General features: G+C 53.3%; 20 protein-coding genes and 1 tRNA gene. 11 read left to right on the forward strand and 10 right to left on the reverse strand.

The window, feature by feature from the left end:
- Window positions 1-5: 5 nt before the first annotated feature.
- Together R6H26_RS23290 and R6H26_RS23295 are read right to left on the reverse strand one after the other, a co-directional pair.
- Window positions 6-2735, reverse strand: a complete 2730-nt coding sequence (locus R6H26_RS23290) for an ABC transporter transmembrane domain-containing protein (RefSeq protein WP_404785950.1) — start codon at window positions 2733-2735, stop codon at window positions 6-8.
- A gap of 22 nt (window positions 2736-2757) precedes the next feature.
- The gene (locus tag R6H26_RS23295; protein ID WP_404785952.1) at window positions 2758-3372 is read right to left on the reverse strand and encodes a transposase; all 615 of its coding nucleotides are present in this window, start codon (window positions 3370-3372) and stop codon (window positions 2758-2760) included.
- 202 nt (window positions 3373-3574) lie between these two features.
- Between R6H26_RS23295 and R6H26_RS23300 the strand changes: the two genes are divergently transcribed.
- From R6H26_RS23300 to R6H26_RS23315, 4 genes are all read left to right on the forward strand, one after another.
- Entirely contained in the window at window positions 3575-3778 is a 204-nt protein-coding gene (locus tag R6H26_RS23300) for a hypothetical protein (protein ID WP_404785954.1), read from the forward strand.
- Window positions 3779-3855: 77 nt separating this feature from the next.
- Window positions 3856-4968 carry a Gfo/Idh/MocA family protein gene (locus tag R6H26_RS23305; protein WP_404785955.1) on the forward strand — a complete coding sequence of 371 codons (1113 nt, stop codon included), beginning with the start codon at window positions 3856-3858 and terminating at the stop codon, window positions 4966-4968.
- 77 nt (window positions 4969-5045) lie between these two features.
- Window positions 5046-6287, forward strand: a complete 1242-nt coding sequence (locus R6H26_RS23310) for a glycoside hydrolase family 10 protein (RefSeq protein ID WP_404785957.1) — start codon at window positions 5046-5048, stop codon at window positions 6285-6287.
- 80 nt (window positions 6288-6367) lie between these two features.
- Complete coding sequence (locus tag R6H26_RS23315; protein ID WP_404785959.1) at window positions 6368-6733, forward strand: pentapeptide repeat-containing protein; 366 nt, start codon at window positions 6368-6370, stop codon at window positions 6731-6733.
- 308 nt (window positions 6734-7041) lie between these two features.
- Here the strand turns inward: R6H26_RS23315 and R6H26_RS23320 are convergent, their stop codons facing one another.
- The gene (locus R6H26_RS23320) at window positions 7042-8391 is read right to left on the reverse strand and encodes an IS1380 family transposase (RefSeq protein WP_404783571.1); all 1350 of its coding nucleotides are present in this window, start codon (window positions 8389-8391) and stop codon (window positions 7042-7044) included.
- Between the two features lie 222 nt (window positions 8392-8613).
- On the opposite strand from R6H26_RS23320, the gene R6H26_RS23325 reads away from it, so the two are divergent.
- A complete protein-coding gene (locus tag R6H26_RS23325; protein WP_404785961.1) occupies window positions 8614-9039 on the forward strand; it encodes a hypothetical protein in 426 nt (141 codons plus the stop codon).
- Between the two features lie 36 nt (window positions 9040-9075).
- On the opposite strand, the gene R6H26_RS23330 is transcribed toward R6H26_RS23325, so the two are convergent.
- Entirely contained in the window at window positions 9076-9915 is an 840-nt protein-coding gene (locus R6H26_RS23330) for a GGDEF domain-containing protein (RefSeq protein ID WP_404785962.1), read from the reverse strand.
- 256 nt (window positions 9916-10171) lie between these two features.
- Between R6H26_RS23330 and R6H26_RS23335 the strand changes: the two genes are divergently transcribed.
- Both R6H26_RS23335 and R6H26_RS23340 read left to right on the forward strand, forming a co-directional pair.
- Window positions 10172-12043, forward strand: a complete 1872-nt coding sequence (locus R6H26_RS23335; RefSeq protein WP_404785963.1) for an ABC transporter ATP-binding protein — start codon at window positions 10172-10174, stop codon at window positions 12041-12043.
- An 11-nt stretch (window positions 12044-12054) separates the two neighbouring features.
- Entirely contained in the window at window positions 12055-12876 is an 822-nt protein-coding gene (locus R6H26_RS23340; RefSeq protein ID WP_404785964.1) for a carbohydrate ABC transporter permease, read from the forward strand.
- Window positions 12877-12884: 8 nt separating this feature from the next.
- Here R6H26_RS23340 and R6H26_RS23345 read toward each other — a convergent pair whose 3' ends face one another.
- From R6H26_RS23345 to R6H26_RS23355, 3 genes are all read right to left on the reverse strand, one after another.
- On the reverse strand, window positions 12885-14504 hold the full coding sequence (locus R6H26_RS23345) for a glycoside hydrolase family 3 N-terminal domain-containing protein (RefSeq protein ID WP_404785965.1): 1620 nt from the start codon (window positions 14502-14504) through the stop codon (window positions 12885-12887).
- A 19-nt stretch (window positions 14505-14523) separates the two neighbouring features.
- Window positions 14524-14943, reverse strand: coding sequence for a 30S ribosome-binding factor RbfA (gene rbfA, locus R6H26_RS23350; protein ID WP_404785967.1), 420 nt, complete (start codon window positions 14941-14943; stop codon window positions 14524-14526).
- Between the two features lie 103 nt (window positions 14944-15046).
- Entirely contained in the window at window positions 15047-15256 is a 210-nt protein-coding gene (locus tag R6H26_RS23355; protein ID WP_404785969.1) for a DUF751 family protein, read from the reverse strand.
- 21 nt (window positions 15257-15277) lie between these two features.
- On the opposite strand from R6H26_RS23355, the gene R6H26_RS23360 reads away from it, so the two are divergent.
- Window positions 15278-16177 carry a DNA adenine methylase gene (locus R6H26_RS23360; protein ID WP_404785971.1) on the forward strand — a complete coding sequence of 300 codons (900 nt, stop codon included), beginning with the start codon at window positions 15278-15280 and terminating at the stop codon, window positions 16175-16177.
- Between the two features lie 261 nt (window positions 16178-16438).
- Window positions 16439-17773: a nucleotidyltransferase family protein gene (locus tag R6H26_RS23365; RefSeq protein WP_404785973.1), complete on the forward strand. Its 1335-nt coding sequence runs from the start codon at window positions 16439-16441 to the stop codon at window positions 17771-17773.
- A gap of 33 nt (window positions 17774-17806) precedes the next feature.
- Here R6H26_RS23365 and R6H26_RS23370 read toward each other — a convergent pair whose 3' ends face one another.
- Window positions 17807-18571 carry a pentapeptide repeat-containing protein gene (locus R6H26_RS23370; protein WP_404785975.1) on the reverse strand — a complete coding sequence of 255 codons (765 nt, stop codon included), beginning with the start codon at window positions 18569-18571 and terminating at the stop codon, window positions 17807-17809.
- Window positions 18572-18632: 61 nt separating this feature from the next.
- The gene (gene pyrE, locus R6H26_RS23375; RefSeq protein ID WP_404785976.1) at window positions 18633-19235 is read right to left on the reverse strand and encodes an orotate phosphoribosyltransferase; all 603 of its coding nucleotides are present in this window, start codon (window positions 19233-19235) and stop codon (window positions 18633-18635) included.
- 107 nt (window positions 19236-19342) lie between these two features.
- Between pyrE and R6H26_RS23380 the strand changes: the two genes are divergently transcribed.
- Window positions 19343-19705: a hypothetical protein gene (locus R6H26_RS23380; protein WP_404785978.1), complete on the forward strand. Its 363-nt coding sequence runs from the start codon at window positions 19343-19345 to the stop codon at window positions 19703-19705.
- Between the two features lie 65 nt (window positions 19706-19770).
- Here the strand turns inward: R6H26_RS23380 and R6H26_RS23385 are convergent.
- Window positions 19771-19843: transfer RNA gene (locus tag R6H26_RS23385), tRNA-Ile, on the reverse strand.
- Between the two features lie 186 nt (window positions 19844-20029).
- Between R6H26_RS23385 and R6H26_RS23390 the strand changes: the two genes are divergently transcribed.
- Window positions 20030-20752: a hypothetical protein gene (locus R6H26_RS23390; protein WP_404785980.1), complete on the forward strand. Its 723-nt coding sequence runs from the start codon at window positions 20030-20032 to the stop codon at window positions 20750-20752.
- The last annotated feature ends 13 nt before the right edge of the window (window positions 20753-20765 follow it).

Raw genomic sequence — 20765 nt, forward strand, 5'->3', positions numbered from 1 at the left:
GGGGATTAAGGGACATTGCCAAACTGCTGCTGGGTTAGAAAGTAGTAGTAACCTTTCTTCGCCATGAGCGCGTCGTGGTTGCCGCTTTCCACCAGCACGCCGCGATCGAGCACCAGAATCAGATCGGCATTGCGAATCGTAGAAAGCCGATGGGCGATGACCAGAGTGGTACGCCCGCGCAAAATCTGACCCAGGTTTTGCTGGATGATGCGCTCCGATTCGGTATCCAGATGGCTGGTCGCCTCATCTAAAATCAGCAGCCGGGGGTTGCCCAGCAGGGCGCGGGCGATCGCCAATCGCTGCCGCTGTCCCCCCGAGAGCAGACCGCCACCCTCTCCAATCTGGGTTTCGTAGCCCATCGGCATCCGCTTGATAAATTCGTCCGCCCCTGCCAACCGACACGCTTCGAGAATGTCCTCTAAAGTGGCCTCTGGATGTCTGAGGCTGATGTTTTCGCGGATGGTGCCGCCAAACAAAAATGTATCTTGGTCTACCACCCCCACTTGCTGCCGCAATGACCGCAAGGAGAGGCTCGTGACATCGTGTCCGTCCACTAAGACCTGCCCTTCAGTCGGGGGATATAACCCCAGCAATAGTTTGGAGAGCGTGGTCTTACCGGAACCGCTGCGACCCACCAAAGCTGCCATTTGCCCCGGCTCGATCTGAAAACAGAGGTTTTGCAAAATGTTGACCTCGCTTTCCGACTGATACCGAAAGGTGACATTTTGAAAACAAATCTCTCCTCGGATGCGAGGGAGGGTTTGTCTGACCTGAATGCCTAAATCTTCTTCTGGCTCGGCTTCTAAGACATCGTTAATCCGCTCCACGGCAATCAGCACTTCCTGGAGTTGGTTCCATAACACCGTCAGCCGCTGAAACGGGCGAATGATATTGCCCAGCAGCATATTAACGGCCACCAGTTGGCCGATGGTGAGTTCTTTTTGAATCACCAGGTCGGCCCCGTACCACAGCAGCGTAGTGGTGGCGATCGCCTCAATACTGTTGCTAAAGATCTGTAGGCGATTGCTAATGACCTGACCCGTAAAGGTTTTTTGAATCGATCGGCTAAAAAACTCTTCCCACCGCCATCGCACGCTTTGCTCGACTGCCGAGGACTTAATGGTACGGATGCCCGTCAGCGACTCGATCAAATAGCTGCTTTCCTGGGCCATGGCGTTAAAGATTTCTCTAGAGATGCGCTGTAAAAAGGGAGTGGCCAATAGCGCCAGCAAGAAAAAAGGCGGGACGACCAAAAGTACCAGCAGCGCCAATCGCCAACTGTACCAGAGCATCAGACCGACGTAGATGAAAACCGTAAACAAATCCAGCAAAATGGACAGGGCTTCCCCGGACAAAAATCGCTGGATTTTACGATTTTCCTGCACCCGCGACACCAGATCGCCCACGTAGCGAGATTCAAAAAACTTGAGCGGTAGCCGGAAGGTATGGCGGATAAATCCAACGATCAACGCTAGGTCCAGACGATTGGCGGTGTGGTCGATCAGGTACTGACGCAGCCCCATAATCGCCACCCGAAACAGGCCAAAGAGCAATAGCCCCATGCCGATGGCCGTCAGGGTTAAATCCGAGCCTTGAACCACCACGCGGTCTAGCAACAACTGCGTAAACAGGGGCGTGACCAATCCAAACAGCTGAATGCAAATGGACGCAATCAGCACTTCAAACATGACGAGCTGATGGGGTTTGAGGAGATCGAGGAAGTGCCAGAACGTGGTCTTATCTTCTTTGGCTTCCTTGAAAAATGCTGAGGGGGTTAAGAGAAGGGTATAACCCGTCCAGTCGGCTTCAAATGCGGCATGAGTGAGGTTCCGCTGACCGATGCCAGGGTCTGCGACGATGACGTGTCGCGTTGTGACGCGGTAAACCACGATGTAGTGCTTGCCCTCCCAATGGGCGATGGCCGGCAATGACTGTTTGGCAAGTTGCGGGAGGGTCGCTTTGACGGGCTTGGTGGTAAAGCCGAGCATTTCCGCAGCGGTGGATAATCCCAGTAGCGACGCGCCGTTGCGATCGATGTTGGCAATCTCGCGCAATCGGTTGACGCTAAAGCGTTTTCCCCAGTAGCGCGCCACCATGACCAAACAAGCCGCACCGCAGTCTGAAGCGCTTTGCTGGGCAAAAAAGGGATAGCGCGCGGTGGTTCGCTGCCACAGGTGCTGCACCCGCTGTAGGGGCATCGGGAAATAAGAGCGACGTTTGGGCTGGGCCCGATCGCGGGGCGAGTTCGTTTGCGACAAAGACTTAGGCGGTCCGGGCAATCCTCGCGCGGCATCCCGATCGGAATGAGACGCGGGCTTTTGGAGTAGGAGGTTGCGAGCCTGGGCCGCTTTGAGCAAATGATTTTGAATGCTGCTATGCTGCTGCATTAAAACGGCGAGCAGCGTGGCCGGCATAAAACACAGCTCTACCCCCATCCCCGCTCGCATACAGTAGGGTAAAAACGCGCGATCGCTGAGGAATGTTAATTCTCCAAAGGCTTCCCCTAAGGACAGGGTAGATACTAGCTCATCCTTATCGTCGAGCAAGCGCACCTTGCCTGCAAGGACAATGTATAGCCCGGCTTTTGGGTCTCGACTGTCCCAAAACTTTCCGACCTTCGGGGTAATGAATTGAACTTGAGTTTTACAGGTATTCCATTCCGACGGGGTTAACTCGCATCCAAGCACTCGATCGAGAACTTGAGTCGTGAAGGAATCAGACGTTGAAATTACCATAAAGAAAGTCTGAATCTTTTTCTCACTGTTTCAACAGAGATGCAGCAAATTCAGAAGAAATTGGATTGCTCTCTAGGGCCAGATCGACGATTTTGAGATGAGTTGTAGGGGGTAAGTCAGTTGTCTTCTTGCTTTTGGCCGAACGATTGCCCTGGAGAAGCATTATTTCCGATTGAGATGGCTGCCCTGAATCGGTACTGGAATTCATGGACTCTTTCACTTGTTTGAGCAGACGCTTAAAATGGCGCAGGCTCACTTCAATGTCGCATTCTTGAGCGAGATGCTTGCGCAACCAGTCCGCCGTCCATCGGCTAAAGGGGTATTTATAATCTCTCGGGCTTTGAGTTAGCAACTCGCGCAACCGTTCTAGATAGGCATCGGTCACAATTTTGGGGCGACCTCGGGGAGAGTCTTCCCACAAATGCGCCATCCCGGACCGAGCCATGTGGATCCAATGTCTTGCGGTAGACGCGCAACAGCCCACCTTGAGACAAATTTCCGATTGAGACATGCCTTCGTCTGCCAGAATCATGATTTTGATGCGCTGACGGTTCAATTGGGAGAGCGTGTCTTCGTAAAGTTTTTTGAGAAGAAGTTTGCGCTGAAAGGGTGTTAAGTACAAATTTTCATGCTCCATATCTAAACCTCGCTAATGGCTTAACGTTCCAAAACGATGGAATCTAGGTCACCTTTGATGTTTTTAATGCGTGCTAGCAGTCGATCTATCGAGATGTGAAGCAAGGCTTAGAGTAAGTTCGAAAGACTTAAAATCAGGCAAATTTGACCTAAATAACGCCTCTAAAAATTCCTACCTGGAAATTTAAGCTAATCCTTCGTTTTTGTCCACTCGATTTGAGTTTCCTACGGTTAATGGCATTCAACAGCGATCGAGTAACATAAAAAGTGTGATTTATGTCACTGCTAAGATCGCCAAAGCGATCGCGCTAGGGAAGCCTCTGAAGCAATCGGAGCGAGCAATCAACGGCGATCGCCATCTGACTCAGCCCCAATGCCGTCATCCGATGGGCGGCTTCAGACAATAATTTCAGACTTCAATCGATTGCCAATTTTGTCCTTTGACGAACCAGTATCATGAGATGAGAAATCATGAAGCGTTGGTATGTCTGATTTGCAAACTCCAATAGGCGTCGCGTTAGTTGGCACTGGGTTCGGACAGAAAGTCCACCTACCCGCTCTTAAAGATTGCCCTCATACCCAAGTCGTCGCCGTCTATCATCGCGATCGCGCCAAAGCCGAGGCGATCGCCCAAACCCACCGCATCCCCCACGCCGCCGACAATCTCGAAACATTGCTGGCCTTGCCGGAAATCCAGGGCGTCTGCATTTCTACCCCGCCCTTTTTACATGCTGAGATGGCACGACAATCGCTTGAGGCAGGCAAGCACGTCTTCTTGGAAAAACCGACGGCTATGACCGTCGCCGAAGCCAACGCAATCTACGAACTATCTCGAAGTCAGAAGCTGCAAACCTCTCTTGACTTTGAGTTTCGCTTTATTCCTGCCTGGATGGCCTTAAAAACCCATCTCGAAAACTTTTATGTCGGCAAACCGCGCTCGATTAAAATCGATTGGCTCGTACCCGGTCGTGCCGATCCGACCCGTCCCTGGAGCTGGCACGCCAGCGCAGAAGCAGGCGGCGGCTCCTTAGGCGCGCTGGGTTCCCATACCTTTGACTACATTGCGTGGCTGTTCGGCCCCGTCAAACAGCTCTGCGGTCGGCTGGTTACATCCATCGGCTACCGCCCCGATCCAGTCAGCAGCATGGCCAAGGCAGCAGATGCCGACGATACTTGCTTCATTCTGCTAGAGCTAGCCGATGGCACGCCCGTACAAGTCAGCATTAGCGCAACGGCCTATAACGGTCGCGGTCACTGGGTGGAAGTTTACGGCGATCGCGGTACCCTCGTCCTCGGCAGCGAGCACCCAACAGACTACGTGCACGGCTTCAAACTCCGGGGCGCTCAAAACGGCGAACCACTGGCAGAACTGCCCATCCCAGAGCGGTACGAGTTTACCAAAACCCATCCCGATGGGCGCGTTGCCCCCGTTACCCGCGCCATAACGCACTGGGCCGAATGCATCCACAGCGGTCGGTCTTCTGCACCGTCCATTCGCGAAGGCGTTTACGCGCAACTGCTGATGGATTTAACCCACGAATCCCATGCAACGGGTTGCTGGGTTAATGTGCCGGACTTAGAGAGCTTTTTGAGCTGAGCCTCCACAGCGGAACAGAGGGCGATCGCAACACATCACTGAGTTGTACTGCTGGGACAACATAGGATTAAGACACCTTGAAACGACATCGATGGGCTTGGCGCAACAGACTTGCAGTTTACTTAACCGCCCTATTTGCAACCTTAGGGTTCATTCTCAGCCCTCAAGCTATTTCTAAAACCGCTCCCGCCCCAACTCAGGAACTCCGAGGGGTTTGGCTCACCAATATCGACAGCGACGTATTGTTTTCGCGCGATCGCCTCAAAAAGGGCATCCGCCGTCTGGCCAACCTCAACTTCAATACGGTGTACCCAACTGTCTGGAACTGGGGATACACGCTGTATCCCAGCCCAGTCGCAGCAGCAGCCATCGGCACGCCAAAACGGCTCTACCCCGACATGGGCAATACCGGACAGCCCGATGCCCGCGAAGCAGAACAGGGCGATCGCGACATGCTCCAAGAACTCATAGAACTGGCCCGCGCCAAAAACATGAGCGTCATTCCCTGGTTAGAATTTGGGCTGATGGCTCCAGCCAATTCAGACCTTGCCAAACGCCACCCCGACTGGCTCACCCAACGTCAAGATGGCAGCAGGATCGTGAAGGAAGGTCGGGATCCAAGGGTATGGCTCAATCCATTTCATCCCAAAGTCCAGCAATTGATTGCAGACCTGATGGTTGAAATTGTCACGCAATACGACGTAGAAGGCATCCAGCTAGACGATCACTTTGGCCTGCCCGTAGAACTGGGCTACGATCCGTTTACCGTCAAGCTCTACCAGCAAGAACATCAGGGAAAGAAGCCACCCAAGAACCCCCGCGACAAAGCTTGGATGCGTTGGCGCGCCGACAAAATCACAAACCTGATGTCAAATTTATTTAAAGCAGTCAAGGCTAAAAACCCCAAGGCATTGATATCGCTCTCACCCAACCCAGCAGACTTTTCCTACGAAGTACTGTTGCAGGACTGGCGAACTTGGGAGCAGCTTGGCTATATCGAAGAACTGGTAATCCAGGTCTATCGCCAAGATCGCAACCGCTTTTTAATGGAACTAGAGCGCCCCGAACTTCAGCGCGCGCGGCAGCATATTCCCGTCAGCATCGGCATTCTATCTGGCCTCAAAAATCGAGATGTACCGATGGATTGGATTCAGCAGCAGGTGGAATGGGTGCGCGATCGCAAATTTGCCGGCGTCTCCTTCTTCTTTTACGAAACCCTATGGACTTCAAAAACAGAATCTTTAGACCGACGCAGCCATACCCTTCAAACCCTTTTCGAGCAGTCGGTTCAGCGCCCAACTCTAGCAAAGAAAAGTTAGGCACGCTCAAAACAGGGGTAGAAAAATCGAGTAAAACGCGTATCCTAGTCTAGGAATAGCGATCGACAGGCAAAGCTTCTATGGACGCGCAAGAATTGCTGGCCCAGTATTCTCAAGGCATCAGGCAATTTTCTCAAGCCCAATTGAATGCTGCTCCGCTTTTTAATACAAAGCTCAGTTTTGCAGATTTGAGCTACGCCGACCTCAGTTATGCCGACCTGCGCGGAGCCGATCTGTTTGGCAGCAATCTAAGCTGGGCTAATCTCCGCCATGCTAATTTAGCAGGCACCAATCTCGGACGGGTCAACTTGCGCGGGGCCAAGCTTTTTTTTGCAGACCTTCGGAATGCCAACTTGCGCGACGCGCAGTTCCAAGGCGCGCAGTTCGACGAGACCACCCAATTTCCGCCCAACTTCAAACTAATCGTTCCTCGCAAGAAAGTCTAAAGGGTTCCTTAAGCCCGCATCGGTGGTGACTGAACCTGTCGCAGCGCGATCGCCGAGCTTGTCGAAGCAATTGCAATCGCTAGAATATTCGTACGAGAGATCGGCCAGGCTGCAATCCTGCGATCCATCAAACTCTAGCCTGCATTATTCACGAGGTGTATGAGGAGTTGTAAGTTTCACCAAAATTAGAGCTATAGGATGAGATGAAAAGTAAAAGTAGGCAAAAAAGCGATACAAATCGGCTCAAAAAGGCTAAAAACACCTATATTTCCGACAAATAGAGACAAGAATCCTATGACGGGCTTGGCCTACTCAAATTTGAGGGACTGGGACTGGGATAAGTTCCGAGAAATTTGACGCATCTCCTGGGCATAAGGGCAAAACGCAGCCAACTCCACCAGAATCCGTCGGGTAGAAACCGTTACCTTGGCAGCTCCTTTAATGAGCAACAACCGTAGGCGTTCCACCTGAGCCGTTGCCAGTTGTGTTCCATGGGCCGCTTGGCGAATTGCAATCATCAAAATGTAAGCAGCTTGAGCCAAGAGCAGACGAAACTGATTGGCAATAAAAGTGCTGCAACTGAGACGATCTGCTTTGATGCCGAGTTTGAGTTCTTTAATGCGATGCTCGCTGTCGCCGCCGCGTTGAACGTAGAAGTGGTCGTACAATTCTTGAGGCGGTTGCTCCAGATTGGTCACCACAAATCGAGGATTGGGGCCTTGGTCGAGCCATTCTGCCTTCATGACTAATCGTCTGGGTTCATCCCACGTCCGTGCCGCGTAATAGACATCGTCAAACAAGCGAGCCTTTTGCTGGGTTTGGATGTGTTGCAATCTTGCCCGTTCGAGCAAATCGGCAATTTTACGCTCCAATACCGCATTGCGGATAAAGCCAAGGGCATAGCCCACCTTGGAGCGTTCGCAAACCTGCATGATTTCGGGTAAGGAGAATCCCGCATCGCCTCGCAGAATCAGTCTCACAGACGGCCAAACGCGTTTGAGTCGCCAAAATAGCCAGCGTAAAATGCCTGCGACGCCTTTGCCTGAATGACTATTGCCCGCGCGTAACTGCAAAATCAACGGATACCCTGTACTGGCCTCGTTGATGAGCACTGGAAAGTACATATGATGACCGTAGTATCCATGGAAACAGCTCAATTGTTGATTCCCATGGGTTGGGTCGTCCCAGCCATCGATATCCAACACGATTTCGTCGGGTGCGCTCTTGTAGCGTTGGATGAATCCATCCACCATTCGGCTGCGCATGGCAGCGACTTCTGCTTTGCCAATGTGGTTCTCAAGTCGAGTGATGGTGGGTTGGCTTGCCAGTAAATCTGTTCCGACACTCGGCGATCGTCCGCAGGCAACCTTGAAGATGGGGTCGTGGCGCAGCACGTTACTGTCATTGGCATCTTCGTACCCTCCCACCATTTGATATACGCGTTGACTGACCAACTGATGCAGGTTATGGGTGATTTTGCTCGGGTCGCGCCAGTCCTGGATACACGCTGACAATCCTCGACACACTTGAACCTGCTCTTCTGCTTGTCGAGCCAGCAAGATCCCGGCATCTGAGCTTAATTCTAGATCTGAAAATCGAACGACTAAAGGGCGTGGCGTGGGGAAATTGTAGGGCAGGTCCGAATGACACTCTGTCATGGCACAATGGAGATACTAAAAACTCTAGAGAGCCTGATTCTAAACCGTTTCAGGCTCTCTTTTCTTGTGTTTTCCTATCTCTCATGAATTATCCAGGCTAGCTCGGGAACCATTTCGACCGTCGCAGCGTCTTAACCTACACTTCCTTGCAAAGCTTTAGGCCAACCAATCCTGCGCTGGCGTCTGGCTCCAATCAACAACTTCTCCCGAAGGACGGGTCCCATGAACACTCAAACCAAGCTTTTTACAGGTGCAGTCGCCCTCGCTCTAGCTGCATCGACGGTCTTGACGGCCTCCAGCGCATCAGCCAGACCCTACAACGACCGATACTACGATGACAGGGTTGTCTGGGAGGAACGCGATCGCGACGATCGATATTACGGCAGAGACTATCGATTTAAAAACCGAGGCGACTATCGGCGTTTCCATCGCCGGCTGAACCGCCGCAATATTTACATTTCTCCGCCCTACGGTCGCGCTAGAGGCTACTACGGCAACAGACTCGTGAGACTGCCAGACGGCTGCCGTCGCGTCGTGTATCGCGATCGCGTTTACTACACTCGCGACAACAATGTCTATTATGCCTACGACAATGACAGACGCGATTACTTCGTCGTAAACCTTCCCGGTATACGGATCGGATTTTAGCGCGCTCGCGCTAGGCAGTCTGGACAGGCCCTCAAACTAAGGGAAAACCTTATACACCAAGCGACTCTGGCCGTTGGCTTTGATTTGCCGGACCAGTTTTTCGGTTTCGTCATTGAGGGTTGCAAAATCCTCTGGCATATCCAAGAATGTCACGACTCCAAAAATGTATTCAAGTGGAGTTCCTCCCGATTCGAGCACTTCTTGGAGTGGGGGAAAGATTCGGCTAAGTGCCTGCTGCGCTTGGTTGTCGTCGGTTTGGGGCAGGATAATGGCAAATTCGTTATCGTCGAGACGGGCAACCACGTCGTTCGCTCTCAGCGCTTCGCTGAGCTGCTCGACAAATTGATACAGCAGTTCGTCGCCTAGGGAAGAACCGATGCGGCGATCGATCTCCTCGAAATTCTCAAGCTCGATCCGCACCAACGTGAGGGGGAAACGATATCGCTGGGCGCGGTTGAACTCTGCTTCTAGCAACTCCATGAAAAAGCGCTGATTGATCGCGCCAGTGGAAGCATCCGTACGGCCGAGCTGGCTTTCGATTTCGCTTGCAATTTTGACGCGATGCACCAAATCTGCTGCGATACTCCCCACCAACCCCGCTACGACGGCATTCCAAAGAGATAGCTCTACCTTGAGGGGGGGAACGGTCATTTGCCCGCAGAAGACCGCAATGCCGCTTAAGAATGCCATTAGAAAACCGGGACGCACGCCGACAAACCAAGTGGCGATCGCCACGGGCACCAGATAAAAAATCAGCAGCGATACTTCGACCGGAAGGCTATAGTCTAGGAAGCCAATAGCTGCCACTAAAGCAGCGCTGATGCCCACGACGACAGTCTTTGGCAATGCGTTGAGTACGGATATCGCAACCTTCATCAATTCAACCTAAAATACGTTCAATTGCCACCCCCATCGAGCGACTGGCCATCGCTCGCCTTTAGAGTACCCTAATTTCTCCAAGGATCTTCCGTCTTTGCACAATTGTGACGGTTAAGTGCATGGATGCAGCCCTCCTTTTGCGCGGACTCACCCACAACCTGTAACAAGCGCGAATTTAGCACACCTGCTAAAATCTCGCTAATGCATGTATCAGAAAAATAGGCCGCCTTCGTCGGTCCGCCGCAGCTAACCTATGACAGACTCAATTTTGACCGTCAAAAACCTAGAGGTTCATTTCCAAACGGAAGAGGAACCCATCAAGGCGGTCGATAATATTTCTTTTACGTTGGGGCGCGGACAAACGTTAGGAATCGTCGGCGAATCCGGTTCGGGCAAGTCGGTAACGGCGCTTTCAGTGCTGAGCTTAGTACCCAGCCCTCCCGGTCGAGTGGTGGGTGGAGAATTGTGGTTTCAAGCGGGTGAGGGACCACCCATTAATCTGCTCGCCCTTTCGGAGCGAGAGATGCAACATTATCGCGGCGGGCGGATCGCGATGATTTTTCAGGAACCCATGAGTTCGCTGAACCCGGTCTTTACTTGCGGATTCCAGCTCGTGGAAGCCCTCCAATTCCATCAGCCCATTACCAAGGCCGAAGCGGAGCGACAGGCGATCGCCCTTCTCCAAGAGGTGCGCTTGATTCCAGCCGACGCGGCGCTCCAGCAGCAGATCCTTGCCGAAGCAGACGATAGAAGCGCGGTATTGACCGAGCGACAACTGCTCGAAGCAATCCACGAGCGCAAGCGATCGTTTTTGCAACGCTATCCCCACGAACTATCGGGGGGACAGATCCAGCGCCTCATGATTGCCATGGCCATTTCGGGCAACCCGGCAATTTTGATCGCGGACGAACCCACTACGGCCTTGGACGTGACAGTGCAAGCACAGGTGTTGAATCTGCTCAAGGAACTGCGCGATCGCCGTGGAATGTCGATTATTTTTGTCACCCACGACTTTGGCATTGTTGCCGACATTGCCGATATGGTCGCCGTCATGTATCGCGGCAAAATTGTCGAGTGCGGCCCGACCGCGCAAATTTTCAACCATCCCGTCCATCCCTATACCCAAGGGTTACTGGCTTGCCGACCGCAGCCCGACAAGCAGCTCAAATACTTGCCGACAGTGGCAGATTTTATGGAAACTATCTTGGACGGGCAGGGGTACGCGGCAATCCAACCCAGAACATCTCAGAACAACGCCCGCTTCACCGCAGAAATCAGCGAGGCCGAACAGCGCGATCGCCTCAGGAAGCTCGAGCGCGAAAAACCTTTAGTAGAGGTCAGGGATCTCAAAGTTTGGTTCCCGGTGCGGGGATTGCTGGGTCAAACCAAGCGTTACGTAACGGCGGTCAATGGCGTCTCGTTTCAGATTTATCCCGGCGAAACCCTGGGGCTGGTGGGCGAGTCGGGCTGCGGTAAAACCACCTTGGGAAGGGCGCTGGTACGGCTGATCGAGCCGACGGGAGGTTCGATCCAGTTTGACGGGCAAGATATGACGCAACTCCAAGGCAAACGGCTCCAGCGGCTGCGCCAAGATTTGCAGATCGTGTTTCAAGACCCGTTTAGCTCCCTCAATCCGCGCATGAGCGTGGGAGACACCGTGATGGAACCGATGCAAATTTTTGCCCGGATCGGCGGCACCAAGCAAGATACGCGCGCGCGCGCGAGTTACCTCCTAGAGCGGGTTGGCTTGCAGCCCAGCGATCTGCGACGCTATCCCCACGAGTTTTCCGGCGGGCAGCGGCAGCGGATTTGCATTGCGCGGGCGCTGGCGCTGAACCCCAAATTTATCGTTTGCGATGAATCCGTTTCAGCGCTGGATGTTTCCGTGCAAGCTCAGGTGCTGAATTTGCTCAAGGAGCTACAGCAGGACTTTAACCTGACCTATCTCTTTATCTCCCACGATCTGAGCGTGGTGAAATTTATGAGCGATCGCATTATGGTCGTGAATCAAGGCCGAATTGAGGAAATCGGCCCTGCGGAGCAAATCTACCGACAGCCCCAGCGAGATTACACGCGGCAGCTGATTGCATCCATTCCGGCAGGTCTGCTGCCTCAAGCGAGCTAAAGGATGCGCCGATGCAAACTCAATCGAATTTATCTAAAGGAATCGGGATCGCGGTGCTGGGGCTGAGCGCAATTGCCGTTCTGCTGCCGCTGGCGATCGTGCTGGAAACGTCCTTTCTGCCTCCCGGCGCGGCTCTAACGCTGCCTTGGGCCAACGCTCGGTGGAGCATGGAAAATTACAGTCAGGCCTGGCGCGGCGGCAACTTCTTGCGCGCGTTTGCAAACTCCACCTTGGTTGCCCTGTGCGTCACGGGACTCCAGATCGTCACGTCGGCTTTGGCAGGCTACGCCTTGGCCCGCCTTCAATTTTGGGGGCGGCAGACTGTCTTATTAATTGCATTAGCCACCTTGGTCATTCCCTTTCAACTGTTGGTGATTCCCATTTTCTTGGTCCTCAAGTCCGCCCACTTGCTCAACACCTACGGCGCGTTGATTTTACCCACAGCAGCCAATGGCTTCGGCATTGTTTTAATGCGTCAGTTTTTTACGACCATTCCCGTCGAGCTAGAGGAGGCCGCCCAATTGGATGGGGCGACGAAGCTCCAAGTGCTCTGGCAGGTGCTGCTCCCCTTGGCGCGTCCGGCCTTGGTGACGCTGTTTTTGTTTACGTTTATCGGCGAGTGGAACGATTTATTCAAACCACTGGTGTTCACGACCAAACCAGAGTTAATCACCGTGCAGCTCTCTTTAGCCAGTTTTCAAGAGCAATTCACCAACAACTGGCCCTTGATGATGGCGGCAGCGGTCATTTCCAGCATCCCCATCGTAGTGCTGTGTCTGGTCGGGCAACGGCAGCTCGTGCGCGGCATTGCCGCAACGGGCCTGAAAAATTAACCGAAACTTCAAGCAGGTTTTATGAGGGAGTTGAGGACGATCGCCTGGGCCATCGGCATTTGACCGTAAGAAAATCCGTAGGGGATTTCCGGCGGCAGCAGGGGCAAGAACGCGTCGAGGGTATAAGGACTGCCATAAATGACTAAGCCGCGCAACAGACCTTTTTGCAGCAGTGCGTCGAACCAGTCTTTTGCCAGTTGACTCAACCCAGCGCTCCCCCGAAACGGATTTCCCCGAATAAAAAGCTGGAGAAGGGTGGGTTCTGGATGAGTCTCCACCAGGTCGCAGGGCTGGCTGGGGCTGTGGCGATCGACGAGATACAGCGTAGGATAACCGTGCATCTGCGGCAGGGCGATCGCAGGAGCCTTGCGGTTGAGAAAATCGCATCCGATGAGATCGTCCACTACGATCGCATTGCGGGCAAAGCCCTCCCCTTGGGAGAGCGTGCCTCGAAACTGAGAAGATTTCTCTAGAATCTGGACTGCTGCCTGCTGGAACTGAAATTGAGCCAACGCGTCCAGTTGGATCGGGGCGGGCGGGCGCTGCTCCCAGGCATGACGGTGAGATCCCTCATCGACTTTGAGGGTAAAAATCTTTTGCTTGGCTCGCCAGACCCGTTCCAGCGAAGCTTGGATGCGATCTGCGGTAATGCGCCCGCTCTCCACGGCAGCACAAATGGCCTGGATGGCTCCCGGCGGATCGAGGGGCATCATCAAGACGTCGGCTCCGGCTTCGACCGCCAGGACTGCGGCTTCGTCGGCCCCGTAACGGTCGGCGATCGCCCCCATCACCAGCGCATCGGTGACGATAATCCCATCAAAGCCCAGGGCTTCTCGCAGCTCTCCCGTCAAAATGCGAGGGGATAAAGTCGCTGGATACGTTTCATCCAGCGCCGGGATCGACAGGTGGGCGCTCATGACGCTATCGACCCCAGCGGCGATCGCCGCCCGAAAAGGCAAATATTCTAGGCGCTGAAGCCGTTCTAAGGCGTGAGGAATGACGGGCAGGTCCAAGTGGGAGTCTGTGGTGGTATCCCCGTGGCCGGGGAAATGCTTCGCGGTCGTGAGGACCGGATGTTGGCGCGCGCCCTGAATAAAGGCGGTGGCGAGCTGGCTGACAACTGCCAGGGTTTCGCCAAAGGCCCGCACGTTGATGACGGGATTTTGGGGGTTGTTGTTGACATCTGTAATGGGTGCTAAGACCCAGTTGAGTCCGATGGCGAGGGCTTCCTGGGCAGTCGCGGCCCCCATTTCAACCGCGAGATGCAGGGCGGTTTCGGGATGGGTCTTGGCGATCGCCGCAAGGGCCATGGGCGGTGGAAACCAAGTAGCTCCAGAAAAACGCTGGCCGACGCCTTCTTCGATATCGGCGGCCAGAAAGAGGGGTACTTTGGCCCAGTCTTGAAGTTGCTGCGATCGCAAGGCAATTTCTGCCGCGCTTCCACCCAAGACAATGACGCCGCCCACGGCTAAATCCTGAAGATAGTGGCGCAGCGTATCGGCTTTTGGCTCCCACGTCGGATATAGAATTTGATGGTCGAACAAATAGCCAGATGCGCGCACTACGAGCATTTGAGCCACTCGTTCCGCCAGGGTTAAGTCCTGAAAGTCGGGCAGCAAATGGGTCAAACCGATCGCCTCTCTCTAGCTAGACTTCAAGTTCTTTTGAATCGGACGATGGAGCGCCGACCTCAGTTTCAGACTCAGAAACGGGACGGTCTTGGGAAAGCTGTTCGATGAGCGTAATCACCCGCATTCCGCGCTCTAAAGACCGATCTTCTGCAAAACTAATTTCCGGCGTGCGGCGAAGGTTCACCCGATGGCCGAGCTGTCCTCGGATATAGCCCGCTGCCGAGTGCAGTCCTTCCATCGTGGCAGCTCTGGCTTCATCGGTGCCGTAAATGCTGACAAAAACTTTGGCATGTTGGAGGTCGCCTGAAACGTCCACATCCGTAACGCTCACCATGCCGCTACCCACGCGCTCGTCCTTAATGCCGTGAAGCAGCATCAGGCTAATCTCGCGCTTAATCAATTCCGAAACGCGAGAAACGCGTCGTCCTGTTGCCATAATGTTCTACTTCTTCGCCCTTACGATGGCGATGCATCAAAATTGTCGATTGCCCTAGACTAGTCTATCTCGCTCGCAAGGCAACTGAGGCATTCCTTCACGTTTAGACCGCATCGACGGACAGACCCAGCATGGCTTGCAGGGTCAAGGTCAGAAAAATGAAGCCGCTAATGAGGGCGCCGATCAGGGCGATCGCTGTCGTGGGGCGGCGCAGAAAGGGAATCAGCGGCTCAATCGCATTCCAAAAGACCCCGACCACTAAGGCAATCAAATAGCGGGGATAGCGAGAGACATTTTCAAAAAACTCTTGCATAGTCGTAAAGTAAAAAAATCTTTGCTGTCGCTTGGTTTGATTGTAACCCAAGCCGTTTCCTCCACTGCCCTACCCGACCCATCCACCTTGACTACTCCGCCAAGACCGTTCTTAAAGTGGGCTGGGGGCAAAAGCCGCCTCATCGCTCAATATCAGCCCTATCTACCGATCGACGTTCGAACCTACTACGAACCGTTTTTAGGCGGCGGGGCGCTGTTCTTTCACCTCAAGCCAGAGCGGGCGATGCTTTCGGATATCAATCCCGAGCTCGTCAACGTTTACACCTGCGTGCGGGATTGCGTCGAAGCCGTCATCGACGAGCTGGCGGATCATGCCGCTCGCCACAGCCAAACCTACTACTACCAAATCCGCGATCGCGAACCCGACTTACCTGCCGAAAAAGCAGCTCGATTGATTTATTTAAATAAAACTTGTTTTAACGGCCTTTACCGCGTCAATCGCCAGGGTCGATTTAACGTCCCGATGGGGCGATACAAAAATCCAAAAATTTGCGATCCAGAATTACTCAGAGCCGCATCTATTGCCTTGCAAACGGCAACCTTAACCGAGGAACCTTTCGATCGAATCCTAAACCAGTCGCCCTCCGCACGAGATTTTGTGTATTTCGATCCCCCCTATCACCCTCTCAGCGACACGAGCAACTTTACCGCTTACAGCCGCGTCGCCTTTGGGGAAACAGAGCAAATCCGTTTGCGCGATACTTTTGCCGAGTTGGCCGAACGGGGCGTAAAAGTAGCTCTGTCCAACTCCGATTGCCCCTTTATCAGAGATCTATATCAAGCCTTCCCCATTCATCCGATTGCAGCGACAAGGGCCATCAATTCGCAGCCAGCCAAACGCGGAAAAATAGCTGAAATCCTGGTTACTTCCTATCCAAAAACTCAATTTTTGACAAATTAATATCTTATATTTTGAGAATATAAAATTCTAAATCCAATCGCAGGCCCAGTAAGTCCGTAAAATCCTTTTTAAGGATAATATTCTTCAAAAATATTATCGGGACTCTCAGCGCGGGATAAGTTTTAGAAGTCCTGTCCGATTTCCTCTTGCACTCTGTTAAATGCCTCGGCTAAGCTTTAGGCAGCCGATTGGAGTATTGGACGATACGGTTTGTTTGAGCTTCCCTTCAGCCGCAAGTGTTCACCCTTGACCTAATTGTGCATGGCGATCGCATTAGCCCCTGAGCGTCAACAATTCTATTTCCCCAAGTGCTCTGCCGAACATCGGTTGATCCTGGCCTGTGCGAGATGTCAGCCAGATGAAGCTCTCATCAATCGCGTTCTTGACGATTGCGAATCGGCGCTAGACTGGGCGTCGATCATACAAACAGCAAACTGGCATGGCGTTTTGCCGTTAGTTTATCGAAATTTGTCCGGCATCGTGCCCGATCGCGTCCCGAAGGCAGTCTTGGGCCAGCTCATGAAGCGATACCTCACAAACTCGATACACAATCAGCGCCTGACGTCTACGCTCCAAGAATTGGTCGAGTTATTCAGAAGCCGCAGCATCCCCATCATGTTTTTCAAGGGGCCAGTTTTAGCGGAGATTGCCTACAGCAGCATTCATCTGCGCCGATTTAGCGATATTGACATGCTGGTTCGGGAAGGAGATGTCCCCGCCGTGCGTCAGATCCTGATAGAGCAAGGCTTTCAAACCAAAGAGCTCATTCTTGCGGCAATGCAAAAAGAGGATTCCGGCAGCGCAGCTCAGCCATCTTGGAATCGCAGCCTTTCGCCTCCAGAAACCCTCGCAAACGTCAGCCTTGCCAAAGCGGAAATGCGGCATTCTGGGGAGGAAATGTTTATCCACAAGCAGAGTTCCGTGACCGTAGACCTTCACTGGCAGCTCATGCCCAACTATTTCCCCGTCGCGTTTGACCTCGATCGAATTTGGCTCGCGCGCCAGCCCTTTATCGTAGACCGCACCGAACTGGAGAGCTTCAATCCCCAAGACTTGCTGCTGTATCTCTGCGCCCACGGCAGCAAAGAACTATGGCGGAACTTGATTTGGGTTTGCGATGTTGCCGAAGTGGTGCGGGTTTATCCAGATCTACCTTGGTTAGACCTGTGGCAAACAGCTAAAACGCTTGGCATCGAGCGGATGTTTCTCGTCGGCTTAGCGCTCGCCCACGAACTGCTGGATATGCCTTTACCGCAACCCCTTCAGGACCCAGTGCTCCATCGTGCTGCCATCCAAGATCTCCTTGAGATCTTTAAGCGACGTATTTTTACAGACATCGATACCCTGATCGAACACCAAGAAACCGGATTCTGGCTATTTCACAATCCGCTGCATCTCAAGCTGCGCGATCGCCTCCGCGACCGCATGCCTCAATACTGGCTGACCTTACGCTTTATCGTCACGCCCAACGCGGAAGATCGGCAGTTTTTGAACTTACCGAAAGCGCTCTACCTGCTGCATTACCTGGTGCGCCCGATTCGGATCTTGTTTAAATGGATGATGTTACGCAAACAGTCAACCCCCCTCAAAAACTAACGTCTAGCTCGGTTTTCCGCGCCCAACATCGCGCTAGTCGTGAACTGCCCCATTAGGCAAGATCGTGCCCGTGAGAATTGCGCCCGTCAACTTAACCATCACGCGATCGCCCGTCCCCATTTTGGCACCCGTCAGGTTGGCGTAACTCAAATTGGCCCCGCTGAGGTCGGCCCCGACCAAATTGACCTGACGCAGGTCTGCGTGGCTGAGGTTAGCACCCAGCAAATTTGCCCGAAATAAATTGGCGCGGCATAGAATCGCGTAGGACAGGTCGATATTGTGCAAAAACGAGTCCTGAAGGTTGGCTTCTGTCAAGTCCGCATGGCTTAAGTTGCGACCGGCCAGATCCTTTTCGCGAAGGTCGGCACCGCGCAAGTTGGCATTACTCATGTCCGGCGAAGCAGGTCTCTGATGCGCTGCCGCACGAGGGGGGGCTTGAGGGGGCGGACGATAGTAGGTGGTAGATTGCGCCCTAGGGGGCGGTTTGGGGGCAGCAGAACTGGCTGCTGGCCGCGAATGAGCGGCAGAACTGGCCGCTCGCGAATGCGGATGGGCGCGAGCCTGAGCGGCAGCAGGCTGGGGGGCCGCGCCGTTTTTATGATGCGATCGCAGGGCATCGCGAGCCGCATTGATTTCTTGCAGCTTCTGAAGAGCTTTTTGGTGGAGCCGTTCGTTTTCTTGAGGAATGCGATCTGGGTGCCAGATAAACACCAAATCTTTATAAGCCTGGTTGATGTCAGTCAGTGACGCGCCAGGCTGAAGCTCTAGGACTCGATAATGATGGTCTAGGGAGGTCATGCTTGATATTATGTCGCATTCGCAGCCAGCTCGTAAGGGCGCAATGCCTGAACCCCTATCTTTAGGATTGCAGACTTTGCCATCGCTGTTGCAGATCTGGAATGGCAAATAAAGCCTTGAAGTCCAGACCTGCTTCCTGATAGAGCTTTGCACCACCCTGCTCTCGATCCACCAGCGCCAATACCTGGCTCACCTCGTAACCGACATCTCGGAGACGATGCACGGCTTTGAGCGCCGACTGTCCCGTCGTCACCACGTCTTCGATGACGGCAACGGTGCTACCCGTTGGAGGTAATGGGCCTTCAATGTAGGCTTGCGTTCCATGCCCCTTTGCTTCTTTGCGAATAATCAGACCCGGTATCGGGGATCCTGCATAGGCCGACACGACACTGATAGCACTCACCATCGGATCGGCACCGAGGGTCAACCCCGCAACGGCCTGAGTCTGGGGCGACAGCTCTTGGAGCAGCAGACGGCCTAGGGCGATCGCGCCAATGGGATCTAGCGTCACCAGTTTGCCGTTGATGTAATAGGCACTCTTTTGCCCGGAAGAGAGCGTAAAATCTCCCTCCTTGTATGCCTTGGTACAGAGCAAATCCAACAAAGTCTGCCGGAGTTCGTCGAGAGAGGCGGTTGCTAGAGAAGCGCTGTTAAGTTGAACCATTCAAAAACGTACCTTGTCATGCGTCTATAGCTCACCTGAAAATGTTTTATCTGTTTTGCAGAATGGGTAAGCTAGGATCTATCAGATTAGCGTATAGGGAGTCAGGTATGTTTTATCAGCAGGCAAGTCGCTCGTTGTTTTGGGGTTTGGTGACCGTCGGCGCGTTCTCTTGCGTACCCGCGATCGCCCAAGAAGCGGTCGTCAGCCCAACGCTGAGTCAGCCCTCTGCCTTTGAAGCCGTCGATCGCGCGGCTAAAGCAGATACCTTCTGGACAGAAACCACCCTGCTCAACGATGCCAAAGATTCATTTTTTATCGAAGCAAATGAGGCTCGCATTCAAAAACGAGCGCGACGATTTGAAGGCATATACCTAGACCTCATGAAGCAACAGACCGAAAGCTCCCCGATCGTACGCACCCAAGATATTTCCAATACCTTCGACACGTCTTTGCTCGAACTCCAGAAATAGAGCGCGCGCCATCCCACCCGCAGAACGGAGAAGAATTGGCGCTTGCATTGCACGTCAAATCAAAATCCAGGGTGCAGGAGTTGAACCTGCCTTGCGCGAATTATGAGTTCGCTGCCTCAACCGCTCGGCCAACCCTGGGGGGCAGTCGTTTAGGGCGATGCTGCATTTCCCTCAAGCACGAGCGCCTCGCACCTCAAGGAGCAGCAATGTATCGTCGCACAAAACCATCATATCTGGTATAGTCCAAATTTAGCGAGACACTGCTGCTCGGGCAACAGGGTCTTCTAAGGCATCGACCGTATCATTTAAAAGTGGTTTTGAGTTGTGAAGGTAAACCAGCTCCTTCAAAAGGCGTCTTCTTCAGTCGGGCAACTTCGTCAAGATCCGTCCGTTCGATTGACGCTATACCTCTTGTTCGGGGTCGTCATGCTCGGGGTCCTCAGTGCTTTAGCCGGGTATCTATTCGGCCACGAATCGCTGAAGGGTGTGACTCAACCCAATATGAACCCTTTCACAGCCTCTGCTCAAGGGCAGTACCCTCGCGAAGGCAGCTATTTACTCAAGGAAAGCGACATTCTGGCTAAGGTAGAGCGAGAAACCAAGGGTATCTCGAAGGCGAGCGAGCCAAAGAAGCCGGAGCAAGCCAAGAAAGAGGCTAAGGCGTCCCCTTCACCCTCGCCTGACAAAAACCAACAGACGTCTCTGCCAATCTCCGTGCAGTCTGAAGGGATGCGGCTGGAGGTTCGCGCTTTAACGGTTGCAGGCGATGAGATAACGTTAGACGTGGGGATGCGGAATGAAGGCACAAAGGAAGTTCAGTTTCTATACGATTTTTTAGACCTTTCAGACGACCAGTCTCAGGTATTAAGTTCTGAGGTAAAGGGTTTGCCTACTAAGTTTCCACCCAAGAGCGAGACATATAGCGGTGTTATCAAGGTGTCTGGGGTGCCGCAAAATTCGATTAAATGGTTTTCTTTAGGGCTTGCAGATTACCCCGACCAAAAGGTCGAACTGAAGATTCCTAAAATCTTTATCGAGAAAAAGTAAGGCGATCGATGGG

Source organism: Altericista sp. CCNU0014, assembly GCF_044923475.1.
GTDB lineage: Bacteria > Cyanobacteriota > Cyanobacteriia > Thermosynechococcales > Thermosynechococcaceae > JAAURS01.